At 38.2% G+C, this 25,057-nt stretch carries 24 protein-coding genes; 18 read left to right on the top strand and 6 right to left on the bottom strand.

The annotated features are described in order from the left end of the window. The first annotated feature begins 1 nt into the window (after nt 1). Nucleotides 2-1,003 carry a ketol-acid reductoisomerase gene (gene ilvC, locus FBQ94_RS09480; RefSeq protein ID WP_007223015.1) on the top strand — a complete coding sequence of 334 codons (1,002 nt, stop codon included), beginning with the start codon at nt 2-4 and terminating at the stop codon, nt 1,001-1,003. A 111-nt stretch (nt 1,004-1,114) separates the two neighbouring features. On the opposite strand, the gene FBQ94_RS09485 is transcribed toward ilvC, so the two are convergent. From FBQ94_RS09485 to FBQ94_RS09510, 6 genes are all read right to left on the bottom strand, one after another. Next, nucleotides 1,115-2,155, bottom strand: a complete 1,041-nt coding sequence (locus FBQ94_RS09485; protein WP_007223014.1) for a tetratricopeptide repeat protein — start codon at nt 2,153-2,155, stop codon at nt 1,115-1,117. Between the two features lie 334 nt (nt 2,156-2,489). Then, the gene (locus FBQ94_RS09490; RefSeq protein ID WP_007223013.1) at nt 2,490-3,110 is read right to left on the bottom strand and encodes a hypothetical protein; all 621 of its coding nucleotides are present in this window, start codon (nt 3,108-3,110) and stop codon (nt 2,490-2,492) included. Nucleotides 3,111-3,258: 148 nt separating this feature from the next. Beyond that, complete coding sequence (locus FBQ94_RS09495; protein WP_007223012.1) at nt 3,259-4,326, bottom strand: WD40/YVTN/BNR-like repeat-containing protein; 1,068 nt, start codon at nt 4,324-4,326, stop codon at nt 3,259-3,261. Between the two features lie 54 nt (nt 4,327-4,380). Continuing rightward, nucleotides 4,381-5,199: an LpxI family protein gene (locus FBQ94_RS09500; RefSeq protein WP_007223011.1), complete on the bottom strand. Its 819-nt coding sequence runs from the start codon at nt 5,197-5,199 to the stop codon at nt 4,381-4,383. Continuing rightward, nucleotides 5,181-6,221 (bottom strand): UDP-3-O-(3-hydroxymyristoyl)glucosamine N-acyltransferase, encoded by a 1,041-nt coding sequence (lpxD, locus tag FBQ94_RS09505; RefSeq protein WP_007223010.1) that lies wholly within the window; start codon nt 6,219-6,221, stop codon nt 5,181-5,183. Before lpxD ends, FBQ94_RS09500 begins: the two co-directional genes overlap by 19 nt. Before the next feature lie 81 nt (nt 6,222-6,302). Beyond that, a complete protein-coding gene (locus FBQ94_RS09510) occupies nt 6,303-7,259 on the bottom strand; it encodes a CPBP family intramembrane glutamic endopeptidase (protein ID WP_040544534.1) in 957 nt (318 codons plus the stop codon). A gap of 351 nt (nt 7,260-7,610) precedes the next feature. On the opposite strand from FBQ94_RS09510, the gene argH reads away from it, so the two are divergent. The 17 genes from argH (at nt 7,611) to FBQ94_RS09595 (ending at nt 25,056) form a co-directional block, all read left to right on the top strand. Further along, on the top strand, nt 7,611-9,017 hold the full coding sequence (gene argH, locus FBQ94_RS09515) for an argininosuccinate lyase (RefSeq protein ID WP_040544530.1): 1,407 nt from the start codon (nt 7,611-7,613) through the stop codon (nt 9,015-9,017). A 137-nt stretch (nt 9,018-9,154) separates the two neighbouring features. Then, entirely contained in the window at nt 9,155-10,441 is a 1,287-nt protein-coding gene (gene lysA, locus FBQ94_RS09520) for a diaminopimelate decarboxylase (RefSeq protein WP_040544528.1), read from the top strand. A 50-nt stretch (nt 10,442-10,491) separates the two neighbouring features. Further along, on the top strand, nt 10,492-11,127 hold the full coding sequence (locus FBQ94_RS09525; RefSeq protein WP_007223006.1) for a precorrin-2 dehydrogenase/sirohydrochlorin ferrochelatase family protein: 636 nt from the start codon (nt 10,492-10,494) through the stop codon (nt 11,125-11,127). A gap of 154 nt (nt 11,128-11,281) precedes the next feature. Next, nucleotides 11,282-12,172 (top strand): ferredoxin-like domain-containing protein, encoded by an 891-nt coding sequence (locus tag FBQ94_RS09530; RefSeq protein WP_007223005.1) that lies wholly within the window; start codon nt 11,282-11,284, stop codon nt 12,170-12,172. A 13-nt stretch (nt 12,173-12,185) separates the two neighbouring features. After that, nucleotides 12,186-12,605 (top strand): DsrE/DsrF/DrsH-like family protein, encoded by a 420-nt coding sequence (locus FBQ94_RS09535; protein WP_007223004.1) that lies wholly within the window; start codon nt 12,186-12,188, stop codon nt 12,603-12,605. A gap of 19 nt (nt 12,606-12,624) precedes the next feature. Next, nucleotides 12,625-13,581 carry a PLP-dependent cysteine synthase family protein gene (locus FBQ94_RS09540; protein ID WP_007223003.1) on the top strand — a complete coding sequence of 319 codons (957 nt, stop codon included), beginning with the start codon at nt 12,625-12,627 and terminating at the stop codon, nt 13,579-13,581. A gap of 32 nt (nt 13,582-13,613) precedes the next feature. Further along, on the top strand, nt 13,614-14,036 hold the full coding sequence (locus FBQ94_RS09545; protein WP_007223002.1) for a M67 family metallopeptidase: 423 nt from the start codon (nt 13,614-13,616) through the stop codon (nt 14,034-14,036). Between the two features lie 23 nt (nt 14,037-14,059). Next, nucleotides 14,060-14,305, top strand: a complete 246-nt coding sequence (locus tag FBQ94_RS09550) for a sulfurtransferase TusA family protein (RefSeq protein ID WP_007223001.1) — start codon at nt 14,060-14,062, stop codon at nt 14,303-14,305. A 153-nt stretch (nt 14,306-14,458) separates the two neighbouring features. Further along, nucleotides 14,459-14,977, top strand: coding sequence for a QcrA and Rieske domain-containing protein (locus FBQ94_RS09555; RefSeq protein ID WP_007223000.1), 519 nt, complete (start codon nt 14,459-14,461; stop codon nt 14,975-14,977). Between the two features lie 41 nt (nt 14,978-15,018). After that, nucleotides 15,019-16,764 (top strand): NAD(P)-binding protein, encoded by a 1,746-nt coding sequence (locus FBQ94_RS09560; RefSeq protein ID WP_007222999.1) that lies wholly within the window; start codon nt 15,019-15,021, stop codon nt 16,762-16,764. Between the two features lie 81 nt (nt 16,765-16,845). Then, the gene (locus tag FBQ94_RS09565; RefSeq protein ID WP_007222998.1) at nt 16,846-17,616 is read left to right on the top strand and encodes a cytochrome b N-terminal domain-containing protein; all 771 of its coding nucleotides are present in this window, start codon (nt 16,846-16,848) and stop codon (nt 17,614-17,616) included. A 55-nt stretch (nt 17,617-17,671) separates the two neighbouring features. Next, the gene (locus tag FBQ94_RS09570; protein ID WP_007222997.1) at nt 17,672-18,388 is read left to right on the top strand and encodes a hypothetical protein; all 717 of its coding nucleotides are present in this window, start codon (nt 17,672-17,674) and stop codon (nt 18,386-18,388) included. A gap of 107 nt (nt 18,389-18,495) precedes the next feature. Further along, nucleotides 18,496-19,530 carry a multiheme c-type cytochrome gene (locus FBQ94_RS09575; protein WP_285442107.1) on the top strand — a complete coding sequence of 345 codons (1,035 nt, stop codon included), beginning with the start codon at nt 18,496-18,498 and terminating at the stop codon, nt 19,528-19,530. Between the two features lie 106 nt (nt 19,531-19,636). Then, on the top strand, nt 19,637-21,382 hold the full coding sequence (locus FBQ94_RS09580) for a multiheme c-type cytochrome (protein WP_007222995.1): 1,746 nt from the start codon (nt 19,637-19,639) through the stop codon (nt 21,380-21,382). Nucleotides 21,383-21,475: 93 nt separating this feature from the next. Then, nucleotides 21,476-22,402, top strand: a complete 927-nt coding sequence (speB, locus tag FBQ94_RS09585) for an agmatinase (protein WP_007222994.1) — start codon at nt 21,476-21,478, stop codon at nt 22,400-22,402. 11 nt (nt 22,403-22,413) lie between these two features. Beyond that, complete coding sequence (locus tag FBQ94_RS09590; RefSeq protein WP_007222993.1) at nt 22,414-23,913, top strand: alginate export family protein; 1,500 nt, start codon at nt 22,414-22,416, stop codon at nt 23,911-23,913. A 99-nt stretch (nt 23,914-24,012) separates the two neighbouring features. Then, nucleotides 24,013-25,056 (top strand): ABC transporter substrate-binding protein, encoded by a 1,044-nt coding sequence (locus FBQ94_RS09595; protein WP_007222992.1) that lies wholly within the window; start codon nt 24,013-24,015, stop codon nt 25,054-25,056. The last annotated feature ends 1 nt before the right edge of the window (nt 25,057 follow it).

The raw sequence follows: 25,057 nt of genomic DNA on the forward strand, positions 1-25,057 counted from the left end.
TATGCTAAAAATTTATTATGAAAAAGATGCTGATATTAACGTGCTGAAAGGGAAAAAGGTTGCTGTGGTCGGGTACGGCAGTCAGGGACATGCGCAAGCACAGAATTTAAAAGAATCCGGCATGGATGTAATTGTATCCACGAGGGCGGGTACACCTAATTATCAGTTAGCAGTTAAACATGGGTTTAAACCAGTTACTGTGGACGAGGCAGCTCGACAGGGCGATTTTATTCAGATACTTATACCGGATGAGACACAAAGGATGGTTTATGAGACACAAATTAAACCCTATTTAAAAGAAGGGAAGACATTATGTTTCTCGCATGGTTTCAATATACATTTTGGACAGGTCGTACCTCCAAGTAATATAGATGTTATAATGGTGGCGCCAAAAGGGCCTGGACATCTTGTCCGCAGTGAATTTGAAAAAGGTGGCGGTGTTCCGTGCCTTATGGCTATCCATCAGGATGCTACGGGAAAGGCGAAGGAAAAGGCTATGGCTTATGCACACGGGATTGGAGGTACACGGGCGGGTGTAATTGAGACGACCTTTTCAGAAGAAACTGAGACAGACCTCTTTGGTGAGCAAGCGGTATTATGTGGAGGGGCAGCCGCTCTTGTTAAGGCAGGGTTTGAGACATTGGTAGAAGCAGGATATCAGCCTGAGCTTGCCTATTTTGAATGCATGCATGAGTTAAAATTGATTGTAGATCTTTTTTATCAGGGCGGTCTGAGTTATATGCGATACTCAATTAGCAATACTGCCGAATATGGAGACCTGACACGTGGTCCGCGCATTGTTACAGAAGAAACAAAGAAGGAAATGAAACGTATATTAACCGAGATACAAACTGGTCAGTTTGCCAAAGAATGGATATTAGAAAACCAGGCAGGAAGACCCGTCTTCAATGCCCTGGAGAAAAAGGATAAAGGTCATCTTATTGAAAAAGTCGGTAGAGAATTGCGGAAGATGATGAAGTGGATTAATGCTAAAGAGCTATAATGAAATGTAAGGAAATTCCAAGATGACACAGATTATGCTTATGAACAAAAATCTGTGTCATCTGTTAATATCGAGTATTTATCACCAACTTAAAATGATATCCTACAAATGTTATTCAATGAAAATTAATTCTTTATAGATATCATATTCTTCTTTTGCCTCTTTGTGTTTACCTAGCTTACTGTAGCTATCACCTAATAAAAGGTGTGCATGAGCATTTCCCGGGCTTAATTCTAGAAGCTTTTCACACGTAGCTATAGCCTCATTATAGAGTCCTTTTTGATTGTATGCAAATCCAAGATTATAACGGGCTTCGTGATGTTCAGCGTCCAGGGTTAAAACCCTTTTAAAAGTTTTTATGGCATCATCATACTTCTGCTTATTATTATAAATAACACCGAGATTGTAATATGCATTAGCATAGTTTGGATCAATTTTTACTGCCCTTTGATAAGCCGTGATTGCCTTATCGGTTAACTTCTTTTTGTTATAAAGGCAGCCCAAATTATAATAAACTTTGGCGTTATTCGGACTTAATGATATAGACCTTTCAAATGCTGTGATAGCATCGTCAGTCATTCCCTTCTTAGCATAAAAAATTCCCAGATTAAGGTTTGCTCCAGAATCTTTTGAATCTAGCTCTACAATCTTTTTCAATGAGATAGCGGTCTCATTTGTCTTTCCAAGCTTGCTGTACGCTAAAGCTTTCAGTCTGTAAGCTTCAACCATGGTACTTTCTATTTCGGTTGCCTTGCTAAACGATTCGATGGCCTCTTCGAATTGGCCCTGGTTAAAGTATTCCAAGCCTTCGTTAAAGAAATCTTGTGCCGTAACTTGTACGGTAACCGGCTTATCAATTACCGGTGGATTTGGTTGTGGTGTTTCTTTGATTTGGATAGATTGTACCGGAATAGCGGGTTGCTCTGGAATAGGCTGTTTGGTCTCAACAGGTATAGTCTCTTCGGCTACTTTTGGTGTCAACTTCTCATAGGTAGTTGAAATAATATCCTTGAATTCTATAGCCTCTTCAACCTCCTTTTCTTTTTTTCCACATCCACAACAGATAATAAGAAAAACACCTGCGAGAAGAGCTAAGCTATAGTAAACTGATTTTAAAGGACATAAAGTCTGAAAAAGAGATGGATTTTTCATAATTCTTATTCTAACCCCTTTATAAAAATTAATAATTTTTACAGCATTTTAGTGTTACAAGATGAATTGTCAAGAAAAATCAAATTTGCATTTTGATGGAAGAGAATAGTCAGGTTTATAGCATGTAGAGTGGCGGCTGGAATGCAAGATCGCTGTTACAATGGATGAACAATACGTCTCCTATACAGGCTGTGATATACCCTATTTTTAATGTATAGAAGCTTCAATCCTATAAGACTGCTATTCCCGATCAGGTATTCAGGCGGGGAAGGGAAGCAAGGCTAAAGCCGCTCTTCTACATCAAAGGAATATGAGAATTTTTCTGTTAACACATCTAATGGATTACGAGAAATAGTATTCCTATAAGGGTCAGTATTCCCCCAATAATCTCTTTTTCGTAACGTTCGATGCTACAAATATGTAGTTTTTTTACCCCTTTATAAGCAAGTACTGTTAATCCTAACATACCGGAAATAGTTGTTACCGACAAGACAATTGAAAGTACCAAAAGCATAGCCCAACTGAGTGTACTTGCAGCTAAAAATATAGGTAATAAGGCGACACAAGGTGAACAGCTTAACATTAAGAATAATGAGATAATGATGCTTTTATCGGAGAATGCTGAATGATCATGATTGTGCGGGCTTGTTCTTAACCTTCCTATAAGGATAAAGGTAATACCAATGGCAATTAAGATGAAACCGGATAGAGGCTCTGCAATGGTTTCTATATATTTTGTCATATGAAATCCAAGGAGGGCAATAACGGAACCCAAAATACTTGTTATCAGAGAATGACCTAGTCCGGCTGCTGCGGTGACAAAGATAGTTTTCGTCAGGCTCCACTTTTGTCCCTTTCCTATCAAGGCAAAGGGCATCCAATGAGTAGGCATTATGGCATGGGTCAAAGCAATGAAGAATGTTGCTGCTATGAGGCTAACTGTTGTATGCTGCATAGAAAAGAACTAATCTGCTCCAAAAGTAATTTGGCAGGCGAAAAACCAATCTGTGATAAAAATAATTACATTTCCTTTTTTATTTGCGAACCGAATGTGTATGAGTTTCATGAGATTCAGGGTTTTAGAGGTTCTTATGCAATGTTTGCTAATTACCACTTTTACGGGATGATACATCTAAAAGATGATCGTAATAACTATCCGATTTTATCCCAACAACATATACATTATCCTTTTTATTACCCCATATTCCTAGCAATAAATAATTAGTACTACTCTTTTGCTTATTCCATTTTGTACCATCGTAATGAAGTATTGTTCCATGATCTCCTACAGCAAAAATGGTATTGTTGTTAATACCCCATATTCTTCGAAGCCAGTTATTTGTGCCGCTTCTTTGCCGTATCCAATTTATTCCATCATAATGAAGGATCAAGCCGTCCGCACCTGCAACAAATACATTGTTTGAATCTGTAACACAAACACTCGTAAGCCTTTTATTTGTGTTTAAAGCAGATATCTTCCATTCCCTTCCATCATAATGGAGTATAGTACCATAATCTCCTACAGCGTAAATATTATTTTTGCTATTACCTCCGATACCATAGAGCCAATTGATGGTACCACTGTTTTGTTCTTTCCATGTCTTTCCATCGTAATGCAATATCTCTCCTAAAGCACCTACTATGAATATATATTTCTCATCAAAGCCCCAAATATTGCTAAACCAATTGCTGGTTCTCATCTTATATCTTTTCCATTCCTTGCCATTATAATGGATAATAGTACCATAATCTCCGGAGATATAGATATTATTATGGCTGCTACCCCAAATTTTATTTAATCTGGAAGTAACCTGACTTTCTTGTTTAATCCATGATTTACCATCGAAATGCAGTATAACACCGTGTTCACCAACAGCAAAGATATCGTTATCACTGAACCCATAAATATTGTTAAGCCATACACTGTATCCATTATAAATGCAGCCCCATGTTTTTCCATCATAATGGAGTATAATACTATCGCTTTTATCGTGTTTCGTTATCTGTTCTTCTAGACCCCACTCATTTTTCTGTGTTTGTTTTTCCAGTCCCCATTCATATTTTAGTGTTTGTTCTTCCAGACTCCACTCATCTGCAACACTGGAGTTGCCAGTAAAAAACTGATAGAAAACGAAAAGAACACCGATAGAAAGGATTGTAATTGATCTCATAGTTTGCGTACAATAGCAGGATTTTTATAATAGAGTTCCGTATTTTTCCCAATATCACAATCCAATAATAGCTATATGCGCATTATCGGCTGCTGCAATGGTCTCTTCGATATCCAGAATAAGCGTTTTTTCCGCCTCGAGAGCAAGGACCGATGCAGAAGATTCTCTGAGTGATTTGATAGTTTCTAGTCCAACGGTAGGAATATCAAATCGTGGATCAAAATCATGTTTACTGACTTTTATGACGATAATATCTTCCTTTCCCAGATTTCCACCTCGGCGGATAGCTTCATCAGTGCCCTCTAAAGCTTCGACGGCTAAAACTACCTTTTCTTTTATTACAATGCATTGTCCTATACCAAATTTTGAAATTTCTTTGGCAATAGGCCATCCGAAATAAACATCCTCCATTTCCTTTTCCGTGGGTTGCTTTTTCGTTAATATTCCCTTTTGGGCTAGGAGTTGCGGTACGTACAGTGTCGAGTTTTGCAATACAATACCGTCTTTTAGCAGTTCTTCAGAAACAGCTCCAAGTAAGGAGTGGTCATCTCTTTTTTTTACCGTTCGGTACCAGAGATTGATTGTCCTCAAATCCGGCATAAACCTCATATTTCTCCAAGAGGAAAACATGTTGGTTTTTTTTATCCCACCTGCCATAACTGCTTTTGATATCTGCTCTTGCTTAAATATTTTAATCAGTTTTCCAATTTGAGCAACACCCACCCAGTACAGTTTTTCCACATAATATTCAATTTCAGGAGAGGTTTCCCCATCAATTCCCACAGCAATTATGGGAACATTATTATCCCGTGCTCCTTTTGCAAATAATATTGGGAATCGGCCGTTTCCTGCTATTAATCCAAGTTTTTCCATGACGCTTCTAATTTCTCTATCCTTTTTTCAAGGGTTTTAATATACTCTTTCATTTCGGGTAATTTTTCGATAATGACATAGCATCGGCGCATTCGCTGAATAGGGAGTGCAGGTGCTCCTAAATAAATTTCATTATCCGGGATATCGCTTGCTACGCCAGAACGTCCGCCAACAGTGACATTATCACCTATTTTGATATGTCCAACGATACCAACTCCACCAGCCAGGGTTACATGTTTTCCAATCTTGGCTGTGCCTGCAATACCTACCTGGGATACAATTAAGGAGTTTTCTCCTATCTCAACGTTATGTGAGATAACAACCTGACTGTCAATCTTTGTACCTTTTCGAATAATCGTTTCTCCCAAAGCAGCGCGATTGATCGTTGTATTTGCTCCAATATCTACATCATCTTCAATTACAGTAATACCGACCTGTGGTATTTTATAATAACTCTGGCCGTCTGGTGCGTATCCAAAGCCGCAGCTACCGATAACTGTATTGCTGTGAATAGTTACACGTTGACCGATTACCGTATCATGATAAATCACAGCATTTGGGTAAATGATAGTATCATCACCAATAGCACAATGATCACCAATATAAACGCATGGATGCAGGACCACGCGGTTGCCAATACGGGTATTTTCGCCTATGTGCACGTAAGCCTGAATAGAAACATCCTGGCCAATTGTAGCAGTTTTGCTGATTTTGGAAGAATTATCGACACCTTTAGCGTATGTTGGCTTTTTATATATCATAAGTTCTACTAGCTTTGCAAATGCAAGATAAGGGTTGTTGCATACCAAAAGGTTCTTTTTTATTTCTTTTAATTTTGGTGAGACAATAATAGCGGATGCGTGAGTTAGATGGATTTTCTTTGTATATTTATCATTCGATATAAAAGTAATATCTCCCTCCTGTGCCTCATCGATACCCATAATACCACGAATCTTTATAAGAGGGTCACCCACAACTGTACCGCCGATGTATTCAGCGAGTTCTTGTAATGTTTTTTCCATTGAGAATTTTATCCAGAAATTATCTTTTACCAAATGAGTCAAATTTAGAAATAATCACGGACGTTACTGTCCAGATAGTAATTATATGTGGTATGGAGTAATATCTGTATTGTGTGGCATTTTTGTCACAAATCGTATAATGATTAATGTAATAATGAGAAGGACCCATCCTAGTACGCCGGTAACTACATTGCTATCACCAAATAACCAATTTGAGTTTCTGTGTACGTGATCGAAGAATAGGCTATTTGTCTTTATAAGAAATACCCATCCTGCATGAAGTCCGATAGAGAGATATAATGAGTTTGTTCTCAGACAGGCATAGGATAATACTACACCAACGAGAAAGAGGCCAACCATGGAAGGCAAAATGGTGTTAAAATCTACTACAAAGTTTTTGAGAAATTGATAAATTACCATAAAACCTACATATGGCTGAATACCAGGAGACACAATGAGTTTTACCTTAAGGAAGTGTAATGAGGAATAAAATATACTCGTGATGCAAACAGCAAGTATGGCTGGTAAATCCTTTAATAGGCTCTGAAGGATAAATCCTCTAAAAAACAGCTCTTCAATACATCCAACAAGACCGGCAATGAGTAATATCTTAGCTAACTGAAAAATGAGATCACCAAACGATTTTGCATCTATATCTAATATCCTTGTACCAGCACTATATAAAAAGGCAATATACAAAGTCAGCATACCGGCGCCTAAGAGGAATCCCATTTGTAACTGTTCCCGCCATTTTTGGGTGTGTTTTATACCTATGGTGGCAAAGGAGCTAATCATGAGTGGTTTTCTGAATAAGAAAATCATGAGAATAGCTACAGCCAGCATGATACGCCGCATGACCTTCCCAAAATCATAGCTCTCTTGTTTATAATGGAGTAAATCAACTACGAAAGGGCTGAATAATACCAGAGAATCGAGAAGTGCTTTTATAAAGGGTGCAAGAATGCTGCTTACGCATAGTATTACGAGAAATAATAAAAAAATCTTTTTATATTGTTTCGTACCTTCAAATGAATTCATCATAAAATCATAGTGTTGTAAAAAGAAGTTGTCAACTGAAAATACTTTTTATTTAGGTGTGATATACACACTTAATTTCCTTTTGTCTGTAACAGTGGTTAAATAAAACTCTGTAATATTTGCTTATTTGGCATCTTCCGTGATTCTACGATCACAAAGTTTGACTGTTTAATGAATTGTGTTGACTAGATCAGGGTGTTTAGCTATATTACTTCCTTTATCTTTATATTCAAAAACATTGGTAAATTGCCTCTTTTGCAATGTAAATAGAAATAGGCTCAGAAATAGATAATTATTGAAGGTGAAATGAAGATTTGATTCATTGTGCAGGTTTATAGAAAGACGAATGACATGAGACAAAAAAAATTATGGGGAGGGAGGTTTACAAAACAAACAGCAGCCTCAGTAGAATCGTTTACTGAATCAATATCTTTTGATTGGAGACTTTATAAGTACGATATTGAAGGAAGTATTACCCATGCAGTTATGCTTGCTAAGTGCAAGCTCATTACGGAAAAAGAAAAAGATACCATCGTTAAAGGTCTTAAAGGGATTTTATCAGATATTCTTGCTGAAAAGTTCGAGTTTAAAAAGTCTCTTGAAGATATCCACATGAATATCGAATCTGTTTTAATCGATCGGATCGGCGAAGTTGGCAAGAAACTTCATACTGCACGAAGTAGAAATGACCAGATTGCCCTTGATCTCCGACTTTGGACACGTGACCAGACACAGCAAACGATAAAACTCCTGGTAATGTTGCAAAGAGAGTTTGTTAAAAAAGCGAAAAATTATCTTAGTTTTATTATGCCTGGTTTTACTCATCTTCAGCATGCCCAGCCTGTTTTAGTATCCCACTATTTATTAGCATATATAGAGATGTTTGAACGGGATAAAACACGTCTCCAAGATTGTTTTATCCGACTTAACAAATCGCCTCTCGGTGCATGTGCCCTTGCAGGCACGACACTGCAAACCGATTCTATGCTTACGGCAAAACTGCTCGGTTTTAAAGGGATTTGCGAAAATAGCATGGATGCTGTAAGTGATAGAGACTTTTGTGTTGAATACTCATTTTGTCTTTCTACGATTGCCATGCATCTCTCCCGCTTCTGTGAGGAATGGATTATCTGGTGCAATGATGAATTCAAGTTTATTGAGATAAGTGATGACTATTGTACAGGTTCCAGTATTATGCCTCAAAAGAAGAATCCTGATGTGCTGGAATTGATTCGGGGTAAATGTGGTCGTGTGTTTGGACATTTGGTATCTTTGCTTACTCTGCTTAAAGGATTACCATTAACCTACAACCGTGATATGCAGGAAGATAAGATAGCGCTCTTTGATGCGACAGATACTGTTCAGGCCTCGTTATCTATTCTTACGGAACTTGTGACAAACACACATTTTAATAAAGAACGGATGATGTTGGCTTGTGAGAAGGGTTTTATTGATGCTACTGCCCTGGCAGAGTACCTTGTCAAGAAGGGTTTACCTTTTCGTAAAGCTCATGAGATTGTAGGAAATATAGTACGAGAGTGCATACGGGTACATTGTACCTTAATGGATTTGAAATTGGAGGGTTTTAAAGCATTTTCTTCTATCATAGAAAAGGATGTTTATAAAGTACTGGGGGTTGAAAACTGTATTAAGAATTATAAAAGTTACGGTTCTACAGCACCGGGATTTGTTAAAAAACGAATTGCATACTGGGAGAAGAAGCTAAGTGATAACTCAGTACCGAAATATGCGAATTAGTGCTTGGTAGATGCTTAAGTTTGATGACCGTTACCCTGAGGATTTTAAATCTTTATATTTGTAGTTTCGCAATATCTCTTCGTATGATTTTTGAGTATAGTGGTGAATGATTACGATTTTTAATGGATGATTATTTTATGGACGATTTTGAATACAAAGATAAGTCACTTTTTTGTGAAAAGGTAAAGATAGAGAATATTATTTCCAAGGTAGGAACTCCTGCCTATATTTATAGTAAAAATGCAATCTTAACACGGTATCGTGAGTTAAAATCAGCTTTTCAAAATGCCAATACCTTGATTTGTTTTTCTGTAAAGTCTAATTCGAACTTATCTATATGTAAAATACTGGCAGAGGAAGGATCGGGTTTTGATGTAGTTTCCGGAGGAGAGTTATTTCGCGCTATGAGGTCGGGGGGTGACCTGTCAAAGATTGTATTTGCAGGGGTAGGGAAAACGGACAAGGAAATACGGTATGCTCTGGGAAACGATATTTTTATGTTTAACGTAGAATCTGTTTCAGAATTAGAACATATTAATACGTTAGCTGGTGAGATGGGTAAGATACCTAAGGTTGCCTTGCGAATCAATCCGGATATCGATGCAAAAACTCATGTAAAGACTACGACGGGAAAAAAAGAGAACAAATTTGGTATAGACCTTACCGAAGCTGAAAAAATTATCAGGCAATCAACAAAATATGTAAACATCAATCTTTGTGGGTTACATGTACATCTTGGCTCTCCTATTTATACGGTTGCCCCTTATGTGCATGCCCTTAAGAAGATCGTTGCGTTTGTTCGTAGATGTAAAGATGCGGGGTTTGATATTGAATACATGAACATTGGAGGTGGCTATTGTATTTCTTATACGGGAGAAAAGGTAATACGGCCAAAAGAGTATGCATCGAAAATTTTACCATTTGTGAAAGAAATGCAATGTAATCTTATTATGGAGCCGGGGCGATTTATCGTGGGAAATTCAGGCATTTTAATTACCCGTGTAACCTATACAAAGGAGACCCTACATGGTAAAAAGTTTATTATTTGTGATGCTGCTATGAATGATTTAATACGTCCGGCCCTTTATGATGCTTTTCACAGGATATGGCCTGTAAATCCGCGTGTAAAAATGCCAAAGGTGGAAATACCTAATAAACCTGAAATAAAAAAGGGGATGTACTTCGTAGACATTGTTGGCCCTGTTTGTGAAACGAGTGATGCTTTTGCAACCAAAAGGGCTTTACCCAAAGTTGAAGAAGGGGACTTATTGGCAATATTCAGTGCCGGTGCTTATGGTTTTACCATGAGTTCCAGCTATAATTCCCGTCCCCGTCCATGTGAAGTGCTGGTAGAAGGGGATAAGTATCGCATTATCAGGGAACGGGAGACATACGAGGATTTAGTCAAGGGTGAGAATTTATAACAGTAAGTTATTAAGTTATTACCAAGAACTTTATATGGTGTTGAGGTGCAATGGCAAAATATTATCCTATATTCCTGAATATACAGGATAAAAAATGTGTGGTGATAGGCGGTGGTAATGTTGCCTGGCGTAAGGTGTGCAGTCTAAAAGAAGCAGGCGCAAGGGTAACGGTAGTATCCCCTGAATTTTGTCCTGAATTGGAAAAAGAAACAGAGATTGAGCGGATCAAACAAAAGTATGATAAAGAATTTTTAAAAGAAGCGTTGGTAGTTATTGCATCTACGGATGATGAGGAAGTGAATAAGAAGATTTATTCCGATGCCATGGAGAAAGGAATATTGGTAAATGTTGTTGATAAACCTGAATTTTGCTCTTTCATTGTACCTTCATCCATGGTGCGGGGTGATCTCCGTATTAGTATCTCAACGGGTGGTGCAAGTCCTGCATTAGCCCGGAACATCCGGGAGTATTTGGAAAAACAATTTGGGAAGGAGTATGATGAATTTACAAAACTTTTATCGGAGATGCGAAGAAAGGTGCTTTCTGAGATAGTGGATGAATCTATAAGACGCGATATCTTGCAACAGATTGCGGCGCTTGATATGCTTGAAGTTGTTAAAGAAAGAGGTATCCTTGAAGCAAAAAAAAGGATGTTAGAGATTATTTCTGAAAAAATTTTGAAATAAGTTGACAATGTCTATAGACTTATTTTCTCTTGCAAGATTTTTTATGAAGTGCTAATATTAAAAATTGTAAAATATTGGTTTGATTATATGTATATAATTGTCGTTTGCTTAATTATTTATAAAGATAGATAATTGTATCGATTTAGGAGTTTGAATGGTAGAAAATAAGAGAAAGCAAAGAATTAATCTCGATGAATTAAAATCAGGTGGTTTCATAAAACAGACACAGAAAGACCTTTTTACTGTCCGATTAAAAGTTCCGGGCGGGAGAATTACACCTGAAAAGTTGACAAAAATTGCCGAGGTTGCAAAGAAATATAGTCGGTTAGGCTACTGTCATTTGAGTTTTCGACAATCTGTGGAGATTATTGGTGTTCATATTGACGATTTTGATGCAGTGATAAAGGAGCTGGCTACCGTAGGGCAAAAGATCGCATCCTGTGGTCCGAGGGTAAGGGTTCCTACGGCATGTGGGGGTTGTGAATATAACCCCAACGGGATTATGGATACACAAGCGAAGGCCCTGGAAGTTGATGAGAAGTTTTTTGGTATACCATGTCCTCATAAGTTTAAGATGGGATTTTCCGGTTGCCCTATTGATTGTACAAGGACGAGAGAGATGGATTTAGGGTTTCAGGGCGTGGTGTATCCGGAATGGAGTAAAGATTTATGTACGGGATGCACCTTGTGTGCCAAAGCCTGTATGGAAGGCGCAATTATTGCAGATAAAGAGGGCAAACCGGTCTTCGATGAATCGAAATGTGTCTATTGCGGGGATTGTATAAGAGCATGTCCTACCGATGCCTGGAAGGATAAGAAGAAGGGCTGGCTTGTGCGTACTGGCGGGAAACATGGCAGACACCCCCGAGAGGCTGATCAGGTAATTAATTTTCTCCCTGATCACAAAGTAAATGATTTTATTGCAGCAACTTTGAAATGGTATAAAGAGAATGGCAAGCCGAAGGAAAGAATCGGTACTTCTATAGAACGCATAGGATTAGACAAATTTAAAAAAGAAGTTGTGGATACATTTGAAAAAACCTAATGAAGGACCCCCGATGAAAAGTAGAAAGAAGTTTATTATATTTGCTCATAGCGGTACTTATGATAAGCTCTATCAGATAGTTACTTTAGCTATTACAGCGGCCTCTATGGGAAGGGATACGTATATTTTCCTCTTCTTTTGGGCATTGAAGAGGTTCGTGAATGAAGATTTTGATCTAACAAAGTTATCAAATGAGTTTGGCAAGGAAGGTGAACAGTTATCCAGGAGGATTCGTGAGATCAATCCGATTTCACTGAAAGAAATACTCGATGATGTGCGAGCGATGGGGAATTTAAAAATTTATGCCTGCACTACAGCCGTGAAGCTTATGGAATTAGAGGAATCTGTAGTTAAATCTAAAGTAGATGATATTGTGGGATTAACTACTTTATTGGAACTAGCAGATGGTGCAGAAACACAATTATTTATATAACGCAAGATGAGGTAGTGTCGTGGTGAGTACTGCTATAAAGAATACAAAATGCATATCAAAGCGGATTCCGAATAGTTCACTTTTGGATAATGTAGGAAATACTCCTCTCTTAAGAATTAATAGAATTGCAAAGGAATTGAGAGATAAAGATGTGGAGATCTATGCCAAGGCCGAATGGTTTAATCCGGGAGGTTCTGTAAAAGATCGTCCAGCTTTGCGAATTATAGAAGAAGCTGAAAAAACGGGAAAGCTTAACTACGATAAGATTATTATAGATTCAACATCGGGGAATACGGGCATTGCCTATGCTCTCATTGGTGCTTCAAGAGGGTATAAAGTAACCTTAGTGATGCCTTTGAATGTTAGTGAGGAGCGGAAGAGGATCATACGTGCCTTTGGAGCCAAGATTATATTTACTGATCCATTGCTTGGTTCAGACGGTGCAATGTTAGAAGCGAAAAGAATGGTAAACGAAGATCCTTCAAAATATTTTTATGCCGATCAGTATAATAACCCTGCAAATTGGAAAGCGCATTATGATACTACGGGTGTGGAAATATGGAAACAAACGGCGGGTGAGGTAACTCACTTTATTGCATGTTTAGGGACAAGTGGTACTCTTATGGGTACCGGGCGGCGCCTTAAAGAATATAACCCTTGCATTCAAGTAATAGCGGTCGAGCCTTCTGCCTCAATTCATGGGCTGGAAGGTATGAAACACATGAGTACCTCTGTTGTTCCTGGTATTTATGATGATCATTTCCCTGACAAAAAAATTGCAGTAGAGACAGAAGATGCTTATACGATTATTAAGAAACTTGCAGCAGAAGAAGGATTTTTTGTGGGATATTCTTCCGGCGCTGCACTTATGGCATCATTGAAAGTGGCAAGTGAACTCGAGAAAGGTCTGATTGTTACGATTTTTCCTGATAGGGGAGACCGTTATTTGAGTACAAGTTTTTGGGCAGGTGTGTAAAGGTAAAATCTGTAAGAATTCAAGAGGAATCCATGGGATCATTGTGTATTGATGCTCGTAAACTTTACGACATAGAGAATGAGGTAAGAAAGAGTTATCCTCTGGAATGTTGTGGGTTGTTAATTGGTACAAATACATCTGAAAAAAAGGTGGTTGAAGTTTATCCTGTACAGAACAAAAATACAGAAAGAACCCATGATAGATATGAAATAGACGGCAAAGAGTTTACAAGGGTTGATAAGGAAGCAGCAAAAAAGGGTCTTCAGATTATAGGAATATACCATTCCCACCCGGACCATCCTGCAATACCATCTGCTTTTGATACGGAACACGCATGGTTTGGTTATTCCTACATGATTATTGCTATCGAGAAAGGCAAAAAGATTGAAGTCAGATCATGGATTTATGATGAAGTAAAGAAGCAGTTTGAGGAAGAAGAGATAACTAGGATATAACATAAATATTTGGAGTTTTATACATGGTAGAAGATGGAAACATTAATCCTGATGAGCAGATTGACTTAAGAGGGGTGCTTTGTCCTATTAACTTTGTAAAAACAAAGTTAAAACTGGAAATGATGGATTCTGGTCAGGTCTTAGAAGTAATATTAGACGATGGAGAACCGATAAGAAGTGTTCCTCGAAGTTTGAAAGAAGAGGGTCATAAAATTATTAAAGTAGAAAATCTTCGAGGTGCTTACCGTTTGCTCGTTAAAAAGGCATAAACTATATTTGAGTTCTCTAAAATGTACTTGACTTTTTTCATTGTTAAATATAATATGCGGCTTTTAAGTACTATAAGAAATTTTGTTTTGGAAAAATATAAAAATAATACAATTTAAGTAATTAGATAAGGATTTTAGCAGGAGGTTTATATTATGGAAGCGAAAGAAAAGACCAGACGCAATACGTCGGAAACCGAAGGAAGGATTTGGTTTAATTTCTCCCGTAGAAATTTTTTAACAGTAGCAGGATGGGGATTGTTTTTTGCAACCATAGGTGCTTATTTATCGCAAATTCTCGGATATAAGGGTTTTTTTTATCCTAAGGTACTTTTCGAGCCTTCACCGAAATTTGCTGTAGGAGAGCCTAAATCTTTTCCTGAAAATTCGGTAACCACGCTTAAATCAAGAAAGATATTTGTTGTGCGAGATGGCAACAGTTTTAAGGCGATTTCGGTAGTATGTCAACACCTGGGATGTGCGGTGGAATTTTCAAAGGAAAAGAATATCTTTGAGTGTCCGTGCCATGGAAGTAAATACTATCGAAACGGTGTGAATTTTGCCGGACCAGCTCCCCGTCCTTTAAGTCACTTTGAAGTTGTTTTATCCGATAGTGGAAAATTAGTTGTAGATACAAGTAAAATTGTACCTATTGAGACAGAATTAATTGTTTAGTATGAAATTTCAATAGACATTCTTTAAAGAAGGTTATATTTATGGAACAAGCAACATTACCAAAACGGGGAATACGGGCGCTTGTTGATTTGGATTGGTTAAAGGAAAATATTCGTTGTCAGCACCGATGCCCGGCGCACATGGATGTGCCCGGTTATATTCGTTTGATTCAGGAAGGAAAGTACCGAGAATCTTACGAATTGATGAAAGAGACTAATCCATTTCCAGCCGTTTGTGGCTACATATGCCCGCATCCCTGTGAGAGCAGATGTAAACGTGGCGATTTTGACAGACCTGTAGCAATTGATGCTTTAAAGCGGTTTGTTACGGATTATATTTACAAAAATAAGATAAGGGTTTCCTCTCTAAAAATAAAGCAAAGGGAGGAAAAAGTTGCTATCATTGGAGCTGGTCCTGCAGGACTAACTGCTGCCAATGACCTTGCCGGTATGGGGTACAAGGTAACTGTTTTTGAAAAAGAATCCCAAGTAGGCGGCATGATGATGTGGGCGATTCCCTCATACAGACTTCCCCGTGATCAAATTATGTTTGATGTAAGCCATATTTTAGAGCGCGGTGTTGATATCAGGACGAATACGCCGATTGGAAGTCCGGGAAAAACGATTTCTGATTTATTTAACGAAGGATATAAATCCGTATTCATAGCTGTCGGTGCACAAAAAGGAAAAAGGCTTGAAATTCCCGGAGAAGACGGAACAGAAGGGGTCGTGGATTGTTTGGAGTTTTTGAAAAATGTGAATGATGGCGATACGAGAAGTCCGGGTAAAAAAGTAGTTGTTATTGGTGGTGGAAATTCTGCTATAGACGCAGCGAGGACTGCTCACCGGCTGGGCCCTGAAGTTTACATTGTATACAGAAGGACACGAGAAGAGATGCCAGCCTTACCATGGGAAGTCGAAGAGGCTGATCATGAAGGGATCCAGTTCCATTTTTTAGCAGCGCCTGTCAGGGTTTTAACTGAAAATGGGAGGGTAAAGGCTTTGGAGTGCATCAAGATGCGATTAGGTAAGCCTGATAATAGCGGAAGAAGAAGACCAGAGCCAGTTCCTAATTCTGAATTTACCATTGAAACAGATTGCATCATTACCGCAATTAGTCAGGAATCAGACCTGAAGTTTCTTGGAGACGATCATGGTTTAGATGTTACAAAATGGGGAACGCTTGCTGTTAGTGATACTCTTATGACCAATAAAAAGGGGATTTTTGCCGGAGGCGATGTAACGTTAGGGCCAAGTACTGTCATTGAATGTATTGCGCAAGGACATGTTGCTGCAAAGGCCATTGATAGATTCATAAGAGGAGAAGAGATTCAGGAACCTAAGAAAAAAGCCTGGGTTACACTCTTAGATAATGAATTTGATTTACGTGAAGAAAATTATGATGCCGTTCCTCGCCAGCAGATGCAAATGCTGCCTGTGGAGGATAGAGAGGGCACTTTTAATTTAGTAGAACTCGGTCTTACCGAAGCTCAGGCAAAAATTGAAGCATTACGTTGTTTGAAATGCGATCTTAATATTAATGTAGAAACAAACGAATGCGTACTGTGCGGCCGGTGCAGTATGGTGTGTCCTGTTGGTGCATTGAAGCAAGTTGATGCGTATGATGAAAATAAAGGGTATCAGCCGTTTGTTAGCAAAGACGGCATGGTAATTAAATATACTGATAAGTGTATTCGATGTGGAAATTGCAAGGATTGTCCGGTAAGTGTTATATCCTTAAAGCGTGTGCTTTGGAAACCTAATGAAGAAATTAATAAAATGTTATAAGAAAGGGGAGAAGCAGAAAGATAATTTTTTTCGTTATGAAGGGAAATTGCGAAAAAGTGAAAAGGAGAGAGGGTTGCTCACATGAAATTAATTCCTGATTTAATAAAGAAAATTACAGATAATGAAATTTGGAGATCTGTATTTCGTCATGGATATGCAGATACGCCTAGAAACAGGGTTCTTCAGATTATCAGCAATATATGGTTGCATTTACATCCGGCAAAGGTGCGAGAGCATGGTACGAAGATTCGCTTTACCTGGTGTATGGGAGGGATTACATTTTTTATATTCCTGTTTGAGACAATAACAGGTATTCTGCTAATGTTTTACTATGTTCCTGATGTAAACAGGGCGTATGCAGATATTGTGGATTTAATGTATGTAGTACCTTTTGGCAGATTTTTAAGAAATTCTCACCGATGGGGTGCTCACGCAATGGTTATTACTGTGAGTATCCATATGTTTCGGGTTTTCTTAACAGGCTCATATAAACCGCCACGGCAGTTTAACTGGGTGGTTGGTGTGATCCTGTTAGTTCTTACATTTTTGTTAAGTTTTACCGGTTATTTGTTGCCTTGGGATCAATTAGGATACTGGGCTATTACCGTTGGTACGAATATGGCGCGTGCGACACCGTTTTTAGGCCATGAGGGACCATTCTCCTACATACTGGGTATGAGAGCTGACAATGATGTTCGCTTTGCTTTGTTAGGTGGAACAATGATTGAAGCTCCTGCCTTACTGCGAGCCTATGTATGGCACTGTATAGCAATTCCTGTGATGGCTTCAGCGCTGATGATGGTGCATTTCTGGAGAGTGCGTAAAGATGGTGGTATTTCAGGTCCATTATAGTTCTATCGTTGAAGTTTCTATAAGTTAACTGAAGATATTTCTGAGGAGTCATTCCATGGAGGTTATGGAGGAGAAGGGAAGAGAAGTTAAAGATGATAGAGTTTTTACCTGGCCCAATTTAGTGGCTAAGGAGTTCTTAGCTGCTATTTTTGTCACGGTAGGGCTGCTTTTTTATTCGTATGTAGTGGACGCTCCGTTAAGAGAATTGTCAAATCCCGGGCAAGCCGAGAACCCGGCAAAGGCGCCGTGGTATTTTTTAGGTTTACAGGAGGCATTAGTTTATTTTGATCCATGGTATGCTGGTGTTGTACTTCCCAGCATTATCATTCTTGGCTTAATACTCATCCCCTATTTAGACAATAATCCTAAAGGGAATGGTTATTATACATTTAAAGAGAGAAAATTTGCGGTATCTGTCTTTGTTTTCGGCTATGTTTTTTGGTATGTTTTGATATACATTGGCACTGCGCTTCGAGGTCCATTCTGGGCATTTTTCTGGCCTTGGGAAAAGTGGACACACGATTTTCCTACCCCGCCACCTTTACATGATTTACCCTTGCCATTGGGAATTGCGCTCATGATAGGATTTTATTTCTTAGGGTTGGTTCTTCCTGCGCTTGTAAAAAAAGATTTTTTTTATAAACTTGGTGTCGTCAGGTATGTATTAACGATGGGGCTTCTTCTAACCATGATAGGTACGGTAATTAAAATGATTTTTAGGCTAGCGTTTAATGTAAAATATATCATTGCTACACCTTGGATCAATATATAATTTATTTCAAGATACTTAACATTGAGTATTTTTAGAACAGGTGATTTATGAGCTTACAAAGGTTTATTTTTTTTGTTTTGAGCGTTTTGTTTTTTATAGGCTCTTCTATGTGGATTAAAGATGAATTTAATCCAAATTGGAAAAAATACCAAAAGGAGTATTATGAAGAACAGGCATTGAAGGTTGAGAAGGAATTTTTAGCAGCCTCATCTGTAAAAGAAAAGGAGTTGTTGGGTAAGCGCCTTACGGCAATGCGTTATCCCCTTTATGAGATTAAACAGATCCTGCTCAAAGGTGACTACAGTTGGGAAAAAAAGCAAAATGGAATCAAGGTTGACCGTTGTATGACCTGTCATATTGACGAGGATAAGCTGAAAGCAAAACATTCTCATACAAAGGAATTACCCTTTGATGTTTACGGATGTACTGTATGCCACGGGGGGAATGGAAGAGCATTGAGCGAGGAGAGCGCACATGAGGGCATGTATTATCATAAAAGGCAGATGGAGCAGAAACTCGTTGTGGCTGAGGCAATGTTTGACTTTTGGGAAGAATTGGCAACTTTAACGCCAGAAGAGACCGACCCGAATGAAAGGGTAGAAATGGGCAATTTTAAAAAATATAGCATTACAGGAGATAAAGCTATTTATGTAGGCAGTCAAAAATGTCTCAAGTGCCATACAGGGTTAACATCCCCGCATGTTGAAAGATGGATGAGGATCAAGTTTAAAACCTTTGATCGTGTAAAAGAAGCTCCTGATTATATTGCAGGAAATGATGCATATCGAAAGACATGTTTAAAATGTCATACAACTGGTTATGATGAGAGCACAGGAAAATACTCAGAGGAGGGCGTTACTTGTGAGGCCTGTCATGGGGCAGGAGAAGTGTTTAGTTATTTTATGGATATTGGAAAGGCGCCGGAAGGACAGAAGATAGCTAAGGTAGGAACATACGGTACAGCATTTAATATATGCGGGCCTTGTCATCATACGCGTAACCATGAAATGCGACTGAAATTTTTCCAGGAAAAAAATAGTCCTGATGAGTGGTTTTTTCCCGAACATACAAGGCCGTATAAAACAGGTCTTATGGAAAAAAAAGAAGCATCTGGACCAGAGCCATTGCCAAAAATCTTTTAAAAATCGATGTGTGTATTGTAAAGAGCAGCTAGCTAAAAACGAACTACAACGAACTACTTAGAATTAGTATATACTATTTGCAGATTTTAAGGGGAGGAGGCTTATAATGAATTTAATGAGGTTGGGAGCGGTTTTACTTGCCGCCCCTTTAATGTGGGGTTCGCTGACTGGAAGCCTACAAGCACAGTCAGAAACTGAATTAAAAGAAATGCAAAAAAAGGCTATGAGCTACTATGATGCTTTGTATCCAACTGATACGTTAAAAGATTGGTTTGTTAATAATGTTGGACTGGAGAAGGGTGCAGGCCCCTGGCAAAATATCTATAAGCCTGTACCATTACAAATGTATTGGTTTCCTGTAAGGCATTACGTAAAGCCTGACGGGACATATTATGATCAATTGCTGGAAAAATATAAACCCTCTGATTGCGTAGAATGTCATAAAGAGGTAACGCCTGGTTTTGTACACGACTGGGAAGAGTCTACACATGCAAATTTACGGAAAAATCCTAGAATTGCAGAAAAAACGCAACAAATAGAGAAGTTAATTGGCAGAGAACTAAAACAAGTGCTCTGTAAAGATTGCCATGGTCAGGACCATAAAGAGCTTGTTATGCCTACACCAGCTAAGTGTGGAGAATGTCATCCTAAGGAAACAACTGAATTTATGAGCGAGGCTGATCGTGGACGTCCAAATCATATTGAGGGACTGGCAGCAAACGTTATTCCACCCTGGTATCCCGAGATGTTCCGGAGGGGGTATCCAACAGCTCAGTTTGGATGTGACCTTTGCCATGCAACCGATCGATGCAACATTTGTCATACAAGACATAAGTTTGCAGCAGCAGAGGGCAGAAGACCGGAGGCCTGTATGAGTTGTCATATGGGTTTTGATCATCCAGATGCAGAAACCTATGGTGAATCAAAGATGGGATATATTTATCATTTGGAGGGAGAGCACTGGGATTGGGAAAAACCGTTAGCAGAAATTGTGCCTGGTAAAGACTACAGAACACCAACATGCCAGTTTTGCCATTTTGACCAAGGAAATGGCAAGTTCGCCCACAACCCGGTTACAAAAGGTGTGTGGAGGATGGGAACAGTTCCACCAAAAGGGGTAGATTACAAATCATCGTTAAAAGATTACCCGCATGGTATCAATCTTCCCCCTCTGAATTATAGTCTTGATATTTATTCTCCTGAAAATAAACAAAGGTCAGAGCAATGGGTTGCAGTGTGTAGCAAATGTCACAGCCCAAGATTTGCCAGGTTATATCGTGAAAATTTAAACGATTTCATGTTCGAGATGTGGAAGTTGCAGGACAGAGCCCAGCTTATCTTAGACGAAATTGTTGAGTTAGACGCTTTCGAGGTACCTATTAAAGAGAGAGACATCTTTCCGCTTGGAGATATACTTGCCGATGCGCTTGGGCCTGGATTGTTGGGAGAGTCAGTGTATAAAGCCTTTAAAACAAAGGCTGGAAAAGTGCCTGTTATTGGACCTATCCTTGGCTTGCATGGTTTGTTTGCAACGGGAAGAAATAATCCTTCAGAAATTGAAATTACCTATGCTGATATGTGGTTTGGGGATAAAGCTCACGCCTATAAAGGTGTAGCTCATGGTCAGCAGGATATTTCATGGTGGTATGGCGCTGCCAAGGTATATCAGAAGATTAATATACTGGAAAGCCAGGCCGCTGCACTTAAACATGATAAAGAGTTTCATGAGATCCTGAAAGCTAAGGACAGGAAAAAATTTGCTGGTATTATAGGAAGTATTATTGGAATCGTTGCGGTATTAATGTTTGGCGCTGCATTATGGAAAAAGAGACGTGAGACTAATCACGAATAAGAGTAGTGTTTTTAGAATAGAGGCAAAAAAAGGCATCTTTGTTGAAGATGCCTTTTTTGTTTTATAGCTATTTTATTTATGCTGGAGAATTCTATGCTGCGTGATATCAGACAATATGTGCTAAGTTCATTACAGTTTGGGGCATTTCCTTACGATTTTAAAAGTGATAGTGATGCTTACAAACATTCTAAGATTATCATTATGGGAGTACCTTTTGATGGTACGGCTACCTATCAAACAGGAACCAAAGTAGGTCCTTATGCGATACTTAATGCATCTATTAATGTAGAACCGTATGATGACGAGTTAGGTGATATCTATTCTGCAGGTATTTTTACTGTGGGAATACTTAATTTAGAGGAAATTCATACGGATGCAAAAAAGGTTATTGAGGCAGTCTACCATGTCAGTAAAGGAATTGTAAAAGATAGTAAGTTTTTGGTAACGTTAGGTGGTGAACATTCGATTTCACAAGGTGTAATAAAAGCATATAAAGAAAAATACAAGAAATTATCTGTGCTTCAACTGGATGCGCATCTTGATTTAATGGAGCAGTTTGGCGGTACTCCCTACAGCCATGCGAGTGTATCAAGAAGGGTTGCTGAAGACCTGAGATGTAAAGTGACCAGTTTTGGCGTAAGAGTGGTATCGAAGGAAGAACAGGAGTTTGTAGAAAAGAGTAAAAACGCCGTGTCTGTGTTTTATGCAAGAGATATTTATAATAATGATGACTGGCATGAGGAAGCCATAGAAACATTAGAAGATTATGTATATATTACTTTGGATGTGGATGGCTTCGATATATCGATTATGCCTGCTACAGGGACGCCTGTTCCTGGTGGTTTGGGATGGTATCGGACACTGGATTTTTTACGCAAAGTATATACGAATCGAAAAGTGGTTGGATTCGATGTGGTTGAGTTGAAACCCAATCCGGGAAATGAAGCGCCAAATTTTTTAGCTGCCAATCTTGTGTATAAAAATATAGGATTCTATAATAAATATACCCTTTTATCTTAACTATAGTAGTTATGATAAAAAAGATTCCCTATATCCTTGTCATGATATTTGTGTTTCCCCCCTTTACTTTCTCTGAAACGTTCTGTAACATATCCCCAAATCTAAAACTTTTTATAAAAAACCACCTGCGATTTTCAGGTAATTCTATAGGAAATAACCTGGACTTAGATAGCAAAAAGAGTGATGGCGTTACTTATGTAGGATACACGTATGATACGGAATTTAATATTACTTATAAAGATTTCCTGATATCTTTTATAAGATTTGAGAGTAGCGGCCCTTTTGACTATGATGCTCCAATTCTATCAGACAAAAAAGTCAATACCCTCTTTGGAGAAGTTGATAATTATAGTGTTCCTGAAATAATTCCACGGGTTGAAGAGTATTGGATAGACTCTTTAATTTTTCATTTACCTGCAAGGCTTAAATTAGGGCAATATGCCTATCACGTGGGGAATGGTTATGCACTTGGAGGATACTATGAGAATTGTGGTTTTAGTGCCTACAGTATGAGCGAAGATTTCAAATGGACTTTCTCTTACGTAAAACCCGATGTTGTTAATAAAATTATCCTGGGGCCTCAAGTGCCTCAAGAAAGGTCTCTAGATGTAGAATACGATTCTAACGCCCATTTTGTGAGTTTTGATGTTCTTATGAAGCGCGATAATGGTTTACTTCAACCTTATATTGGATTGTTGCACGATACAACACCAAGCAATCGCAGGGTTAGCACGATTCCTTTTCCTGTAAATGAGGATAATTTGTTTACTATTGGTATTGATACAGAAATATATTTTGATACACTCCATGTTGGATTTGAAGTTGCAAAAAATTTTGGTAGTGCAAATGTTTTAGATGATCGCGATGATATAATCCATAAAGGATATATGGCCTATGCCGATATTTTTTATAATTTTGAAAAATTTACGCCCAGGTCAAAACTGCTTATGAGTTCCGGTAATAAGATGGATGCCGATGATGTAGTACAAGGCTGTTTCAATTCCCATAGTAACAATGCCTTCTCTGTTTATTCTCCTACAAATATAAACCTTTCGGATACTATCTATCCGGCAGCTTATGGTCCGTTTGTAGCAACAGGCGGAAGTTACGGCTTGAATTATGGTATTGTTCGGCCAGGCACTTTTGGTGACCCGTATCAGTTGAATAATCTTATTCTACCGAATATAGGAATAGATATACAAATAACAGATACATGGTTATTATCTCTTGATTATTGGTACCTGAGAAGTTTTGAACATGCCATAGGCATTCTTAATAATCATCCTATTACCTTAAGCTCTGATTTAGGGCATGAATTGGATTTTTATAGCAGCTATGACTTAACGGATCATATTTCTTTTAGTCTTCAGACAGGTATTTTCTTTCCCGGTAGATATTATCATGAAAAGAGGAATGATGGAGACATTTTGGGTTTAGCACCTGCGCCTCGTTTTGATGGAGATGCAGACCCTGCTTATCAAATTGAATTGGTAACGGAAATCATATTTTGAAATAAAGAGATTGTTTCATCATAGAGTTATTGAAGAGAAGTAAATTTAAGCAAAATTATTCCTTGAACATCTTTATGCGTTTTGGATATAAAAAATGCAATGAAAATACTTTTTCCTGTTGTCTTCATCATATGGTTCGGGTTCATTATTCCTCATGTATGTGGCTCTGATACAGAGCTTAATGTATATACATGGGTCGACTATATCGATCCTGAGATCTTTTCCGATTTTGAGAAAGAATTTCATGTGAAAGTACATGTTGATTTTTACGATGATGAAGAGGCAATGTTTTCTTTGGTTCAATCGCAGCCAGAACGATACGATGTTATCTTTCCGAGTGATTCCTTAACGGATGTGATGATAAAATCTAAATTGCTATCAAAACTTGATATGCATCAGATACCCAATAAGAAAAATCTTAAAGCAAGATTCAGGACTATTTCAAATAGAAAGTGGAGAAGATACAGCGTTCCTATTGATTGGGGTGTTACTGGTATTGCATATAATACAAAATACGTGAAAGGTCCCGTTGATAGTTGGGGTGTTTTTTGGGACAAAAGATATAGGGGCAGGATGGCGCTTTCAAATAATATGTACGATGTAATGACTGTCGGACTAAAAGGGTTGGGTTATTCATTAAAACCTACGGATCCTAAGGATGCAGACGAATCATTAAAGATATTGAAAACATTAAAACCTCTCCTTCTGAAAGAGGGGTTTATTTCTTATAATAAGATTGATGAAGGGTTAATAAGCGAAGTATTATGGATTGCTCAGTGTTACAATGGAGATGCTGCATTCGTTAATGAAAGAAATAATGCCATAAAGTTCATATTACCGAAAGAAGGTACAGGCTTTTGGACAGACAACATAGCGGTTACTATTGGCGCAAAACACAAACGACTTGCAGAAAAGTTTATTAATTTTATGCTTCGTCCGGAAATTAGTGGAAAGCATACTAATTATTCTTATTATGCAAATTGTAATAAAAAGGCGCGAGTGTTTGTTAATAAGGAATTGTTAAAGAATCCTTATATTTATATAAATGAAAAAATAATCGATACGTTGGAAGTATATGAAATTTTGAATTCTAATGTTCAGAAAAAGTTCAATGAATGTTGGGCAGAACTCGTTTCAGATTAGG

Origin of the sequence: Candidatus Jettenia sp. AMX1, from assembly GCF_030263775.1 — a bacterium.
GTDB classification, from domain to species: Bacteria; Planctomycetota; Brocadiia; order Brocadiales; family Brocadiaceae; genus Jettenia; species Jettenia caeni.

Excerpts from the sequence above, each read along its gene's own strand:
- FBQ94_RS09490 (WP_007223013.1), bottom strand. The coding sequence starts at position 3,110 with ATGCAGCATACAACAGTTAGCCTCATAGCAGCAACATTCTTCATTGCT.
- FBQ94_RS09555 (WP_007223000.1), top strand. The coding sequence starts at position 14,459 with ATGGAAGCGAAAGAAAAGACCAGACGCAATACGTCGGAAACCGAAGGA.
- FBQ94_RS09500 (WP_007223011.1), bottom strand. The coding sequence starts at position 5,199 with ATGGAAAAACTTGGATTAATAGCAGGAAACGGCCGATTCCCAATATTA.
- FBQ94_RS09580 (WP_007222995.1), top strand. The coding sequence starts at position 19,637 with ATGAATTTAATGAGGTTGGGAGCGGTTTTACTTGCCGCCCCTTTAATG.
- FBQ94_RS09565 (WP_007222998.1), top strand. The coding sequence starts at position 16,846 with ATGAAATTAATTCCTGATTTAATAAAGAAAATTACAGATAATGAAATT.
- lpxD (WP_007223010.1), bottom strand. The coding sequence starts at position 6,221 with ATGGAAAAAACATTACAAGAACTCGCTGAATACATCGGCGGTACAGTT.
- FBQ94_RS09590 (WP_007222993.1), top strand. The coding sequence starts at position 22,414 with ATGATAAAAAAGATTCCCTATATCCTTGTCATGATATTTGTGTTTCCC.
- FBQ94_RS09525 (WP_007223006.1), top strand. The coding sequence starts at position 10,492 with ATGGCAAAATATTATCCTATATTCCTGAATATACAGGATAAAAAATGT.
- lysA (WP_040544528.1), top strand. The coding sequence starts at position 9,155 with ATGGACGATTTTGAATACAAAGATAAGTCACTTTTTTGTGAAAAGGTA.
- FBQ94_RS09595 (WP_007222992.1), top strand. The coding sequence starts at position 24,013 with ATGAAAATACTTTTTCCTGTTGTCTTCATCATATGGTTCGGGTTCATT.
- FBQ94_RS09550 (WP_007223001.1), top strand. The coding sequence starts at position 14,060 with ATGGTAGAAGATGGAAACATTAATCCTGATGAGCAGATTGACTTAAGA.
- FBQ94_RS09530 (WP_007223005.1), top strand. The coding sequence starts at position 11,282 with ATGGTAGAAAATAAGAGAAAGCAAAGAATTAATCTCGATGAATTAAAA.
- FBQ94_RS09560 (WP_007222999.1), top strand. The coding sequence starts at position 15,019 with ATGGAACAAGCAACATTACCAAAACGGGGAATACGGGCGCTTGTTGAT.
- speB (WP_007222994.1), top strand. The coding sequence starts at position 21,476 with ATGCTGCGTGATATCAGACAATATGTGCTAAGTTCATTACAGTTTGGG.
- FBQ94_RS09570 (WP_007222997.1), top strand. The coding sequence starts at position 17,672 with ATGGAGGTTATGGAGGAGAAGGGAAGAGAAGTTAAAGATGATAGAGTT.
- FBQ94_RS09535 (WP_007223004.1), top strand. The coding sequence starts at position 12,186 with ATGAAAAGTAGAAAGAAGTTTATTATATTTGCTCATAGCGGTACTTAT.
- FBQ94_RS09485 (WP_007223014.1), bottom strand. The coding sequence starts at position 2,155 with ATGAAAAATCCATCTCTTTTTCAGACTTTATGTCCTTTAAAATCAGTT.
- FBQ94_RS09495 (WP_007223012.1), bottom strand. The coding sequence starts at position 4,326 with ATGAGATCAATTACAATCCTTTCTATCGGTGTTCTTTTCGTTTTCTAT.
- FBQ94_RS09545 (WP_007223002.1), top strand. The coding sequence starts at position 13,614 with ATGGGATCATTGTGTATTGATGCTCGTAAACTTTACGACATAGAGAAT.
- FBQ94_RS09575 (WP_285442107.1), top strand. The coding sequence starts at position 18,496 with ATGTGGATTAAAGATGAATTTAATCCAAATTGGAAAAAATACCAAAAG.
- FBQ94_RS09510 (WP_040544534.1), bottom strand. The coding sequence starts at position 7,259 with ATGAATTCATTTGAAGGTACGAAACAATATAAAAAGATTTTTTTATTA.
- ilvC (WP_007223015.1), top strand. The coding sequence starts at position 2 with ATGCTAAAAATTTATTATGAAAAAGATGCTGATATTAACGTGCTGAAA.
- argH (WP_040544530.1), top strand. The coding sequence starts at position 7,611 with ATGAGACAAAAAAAATTATGGGGAGGGAGGTTTACAAAACAAACAGCA.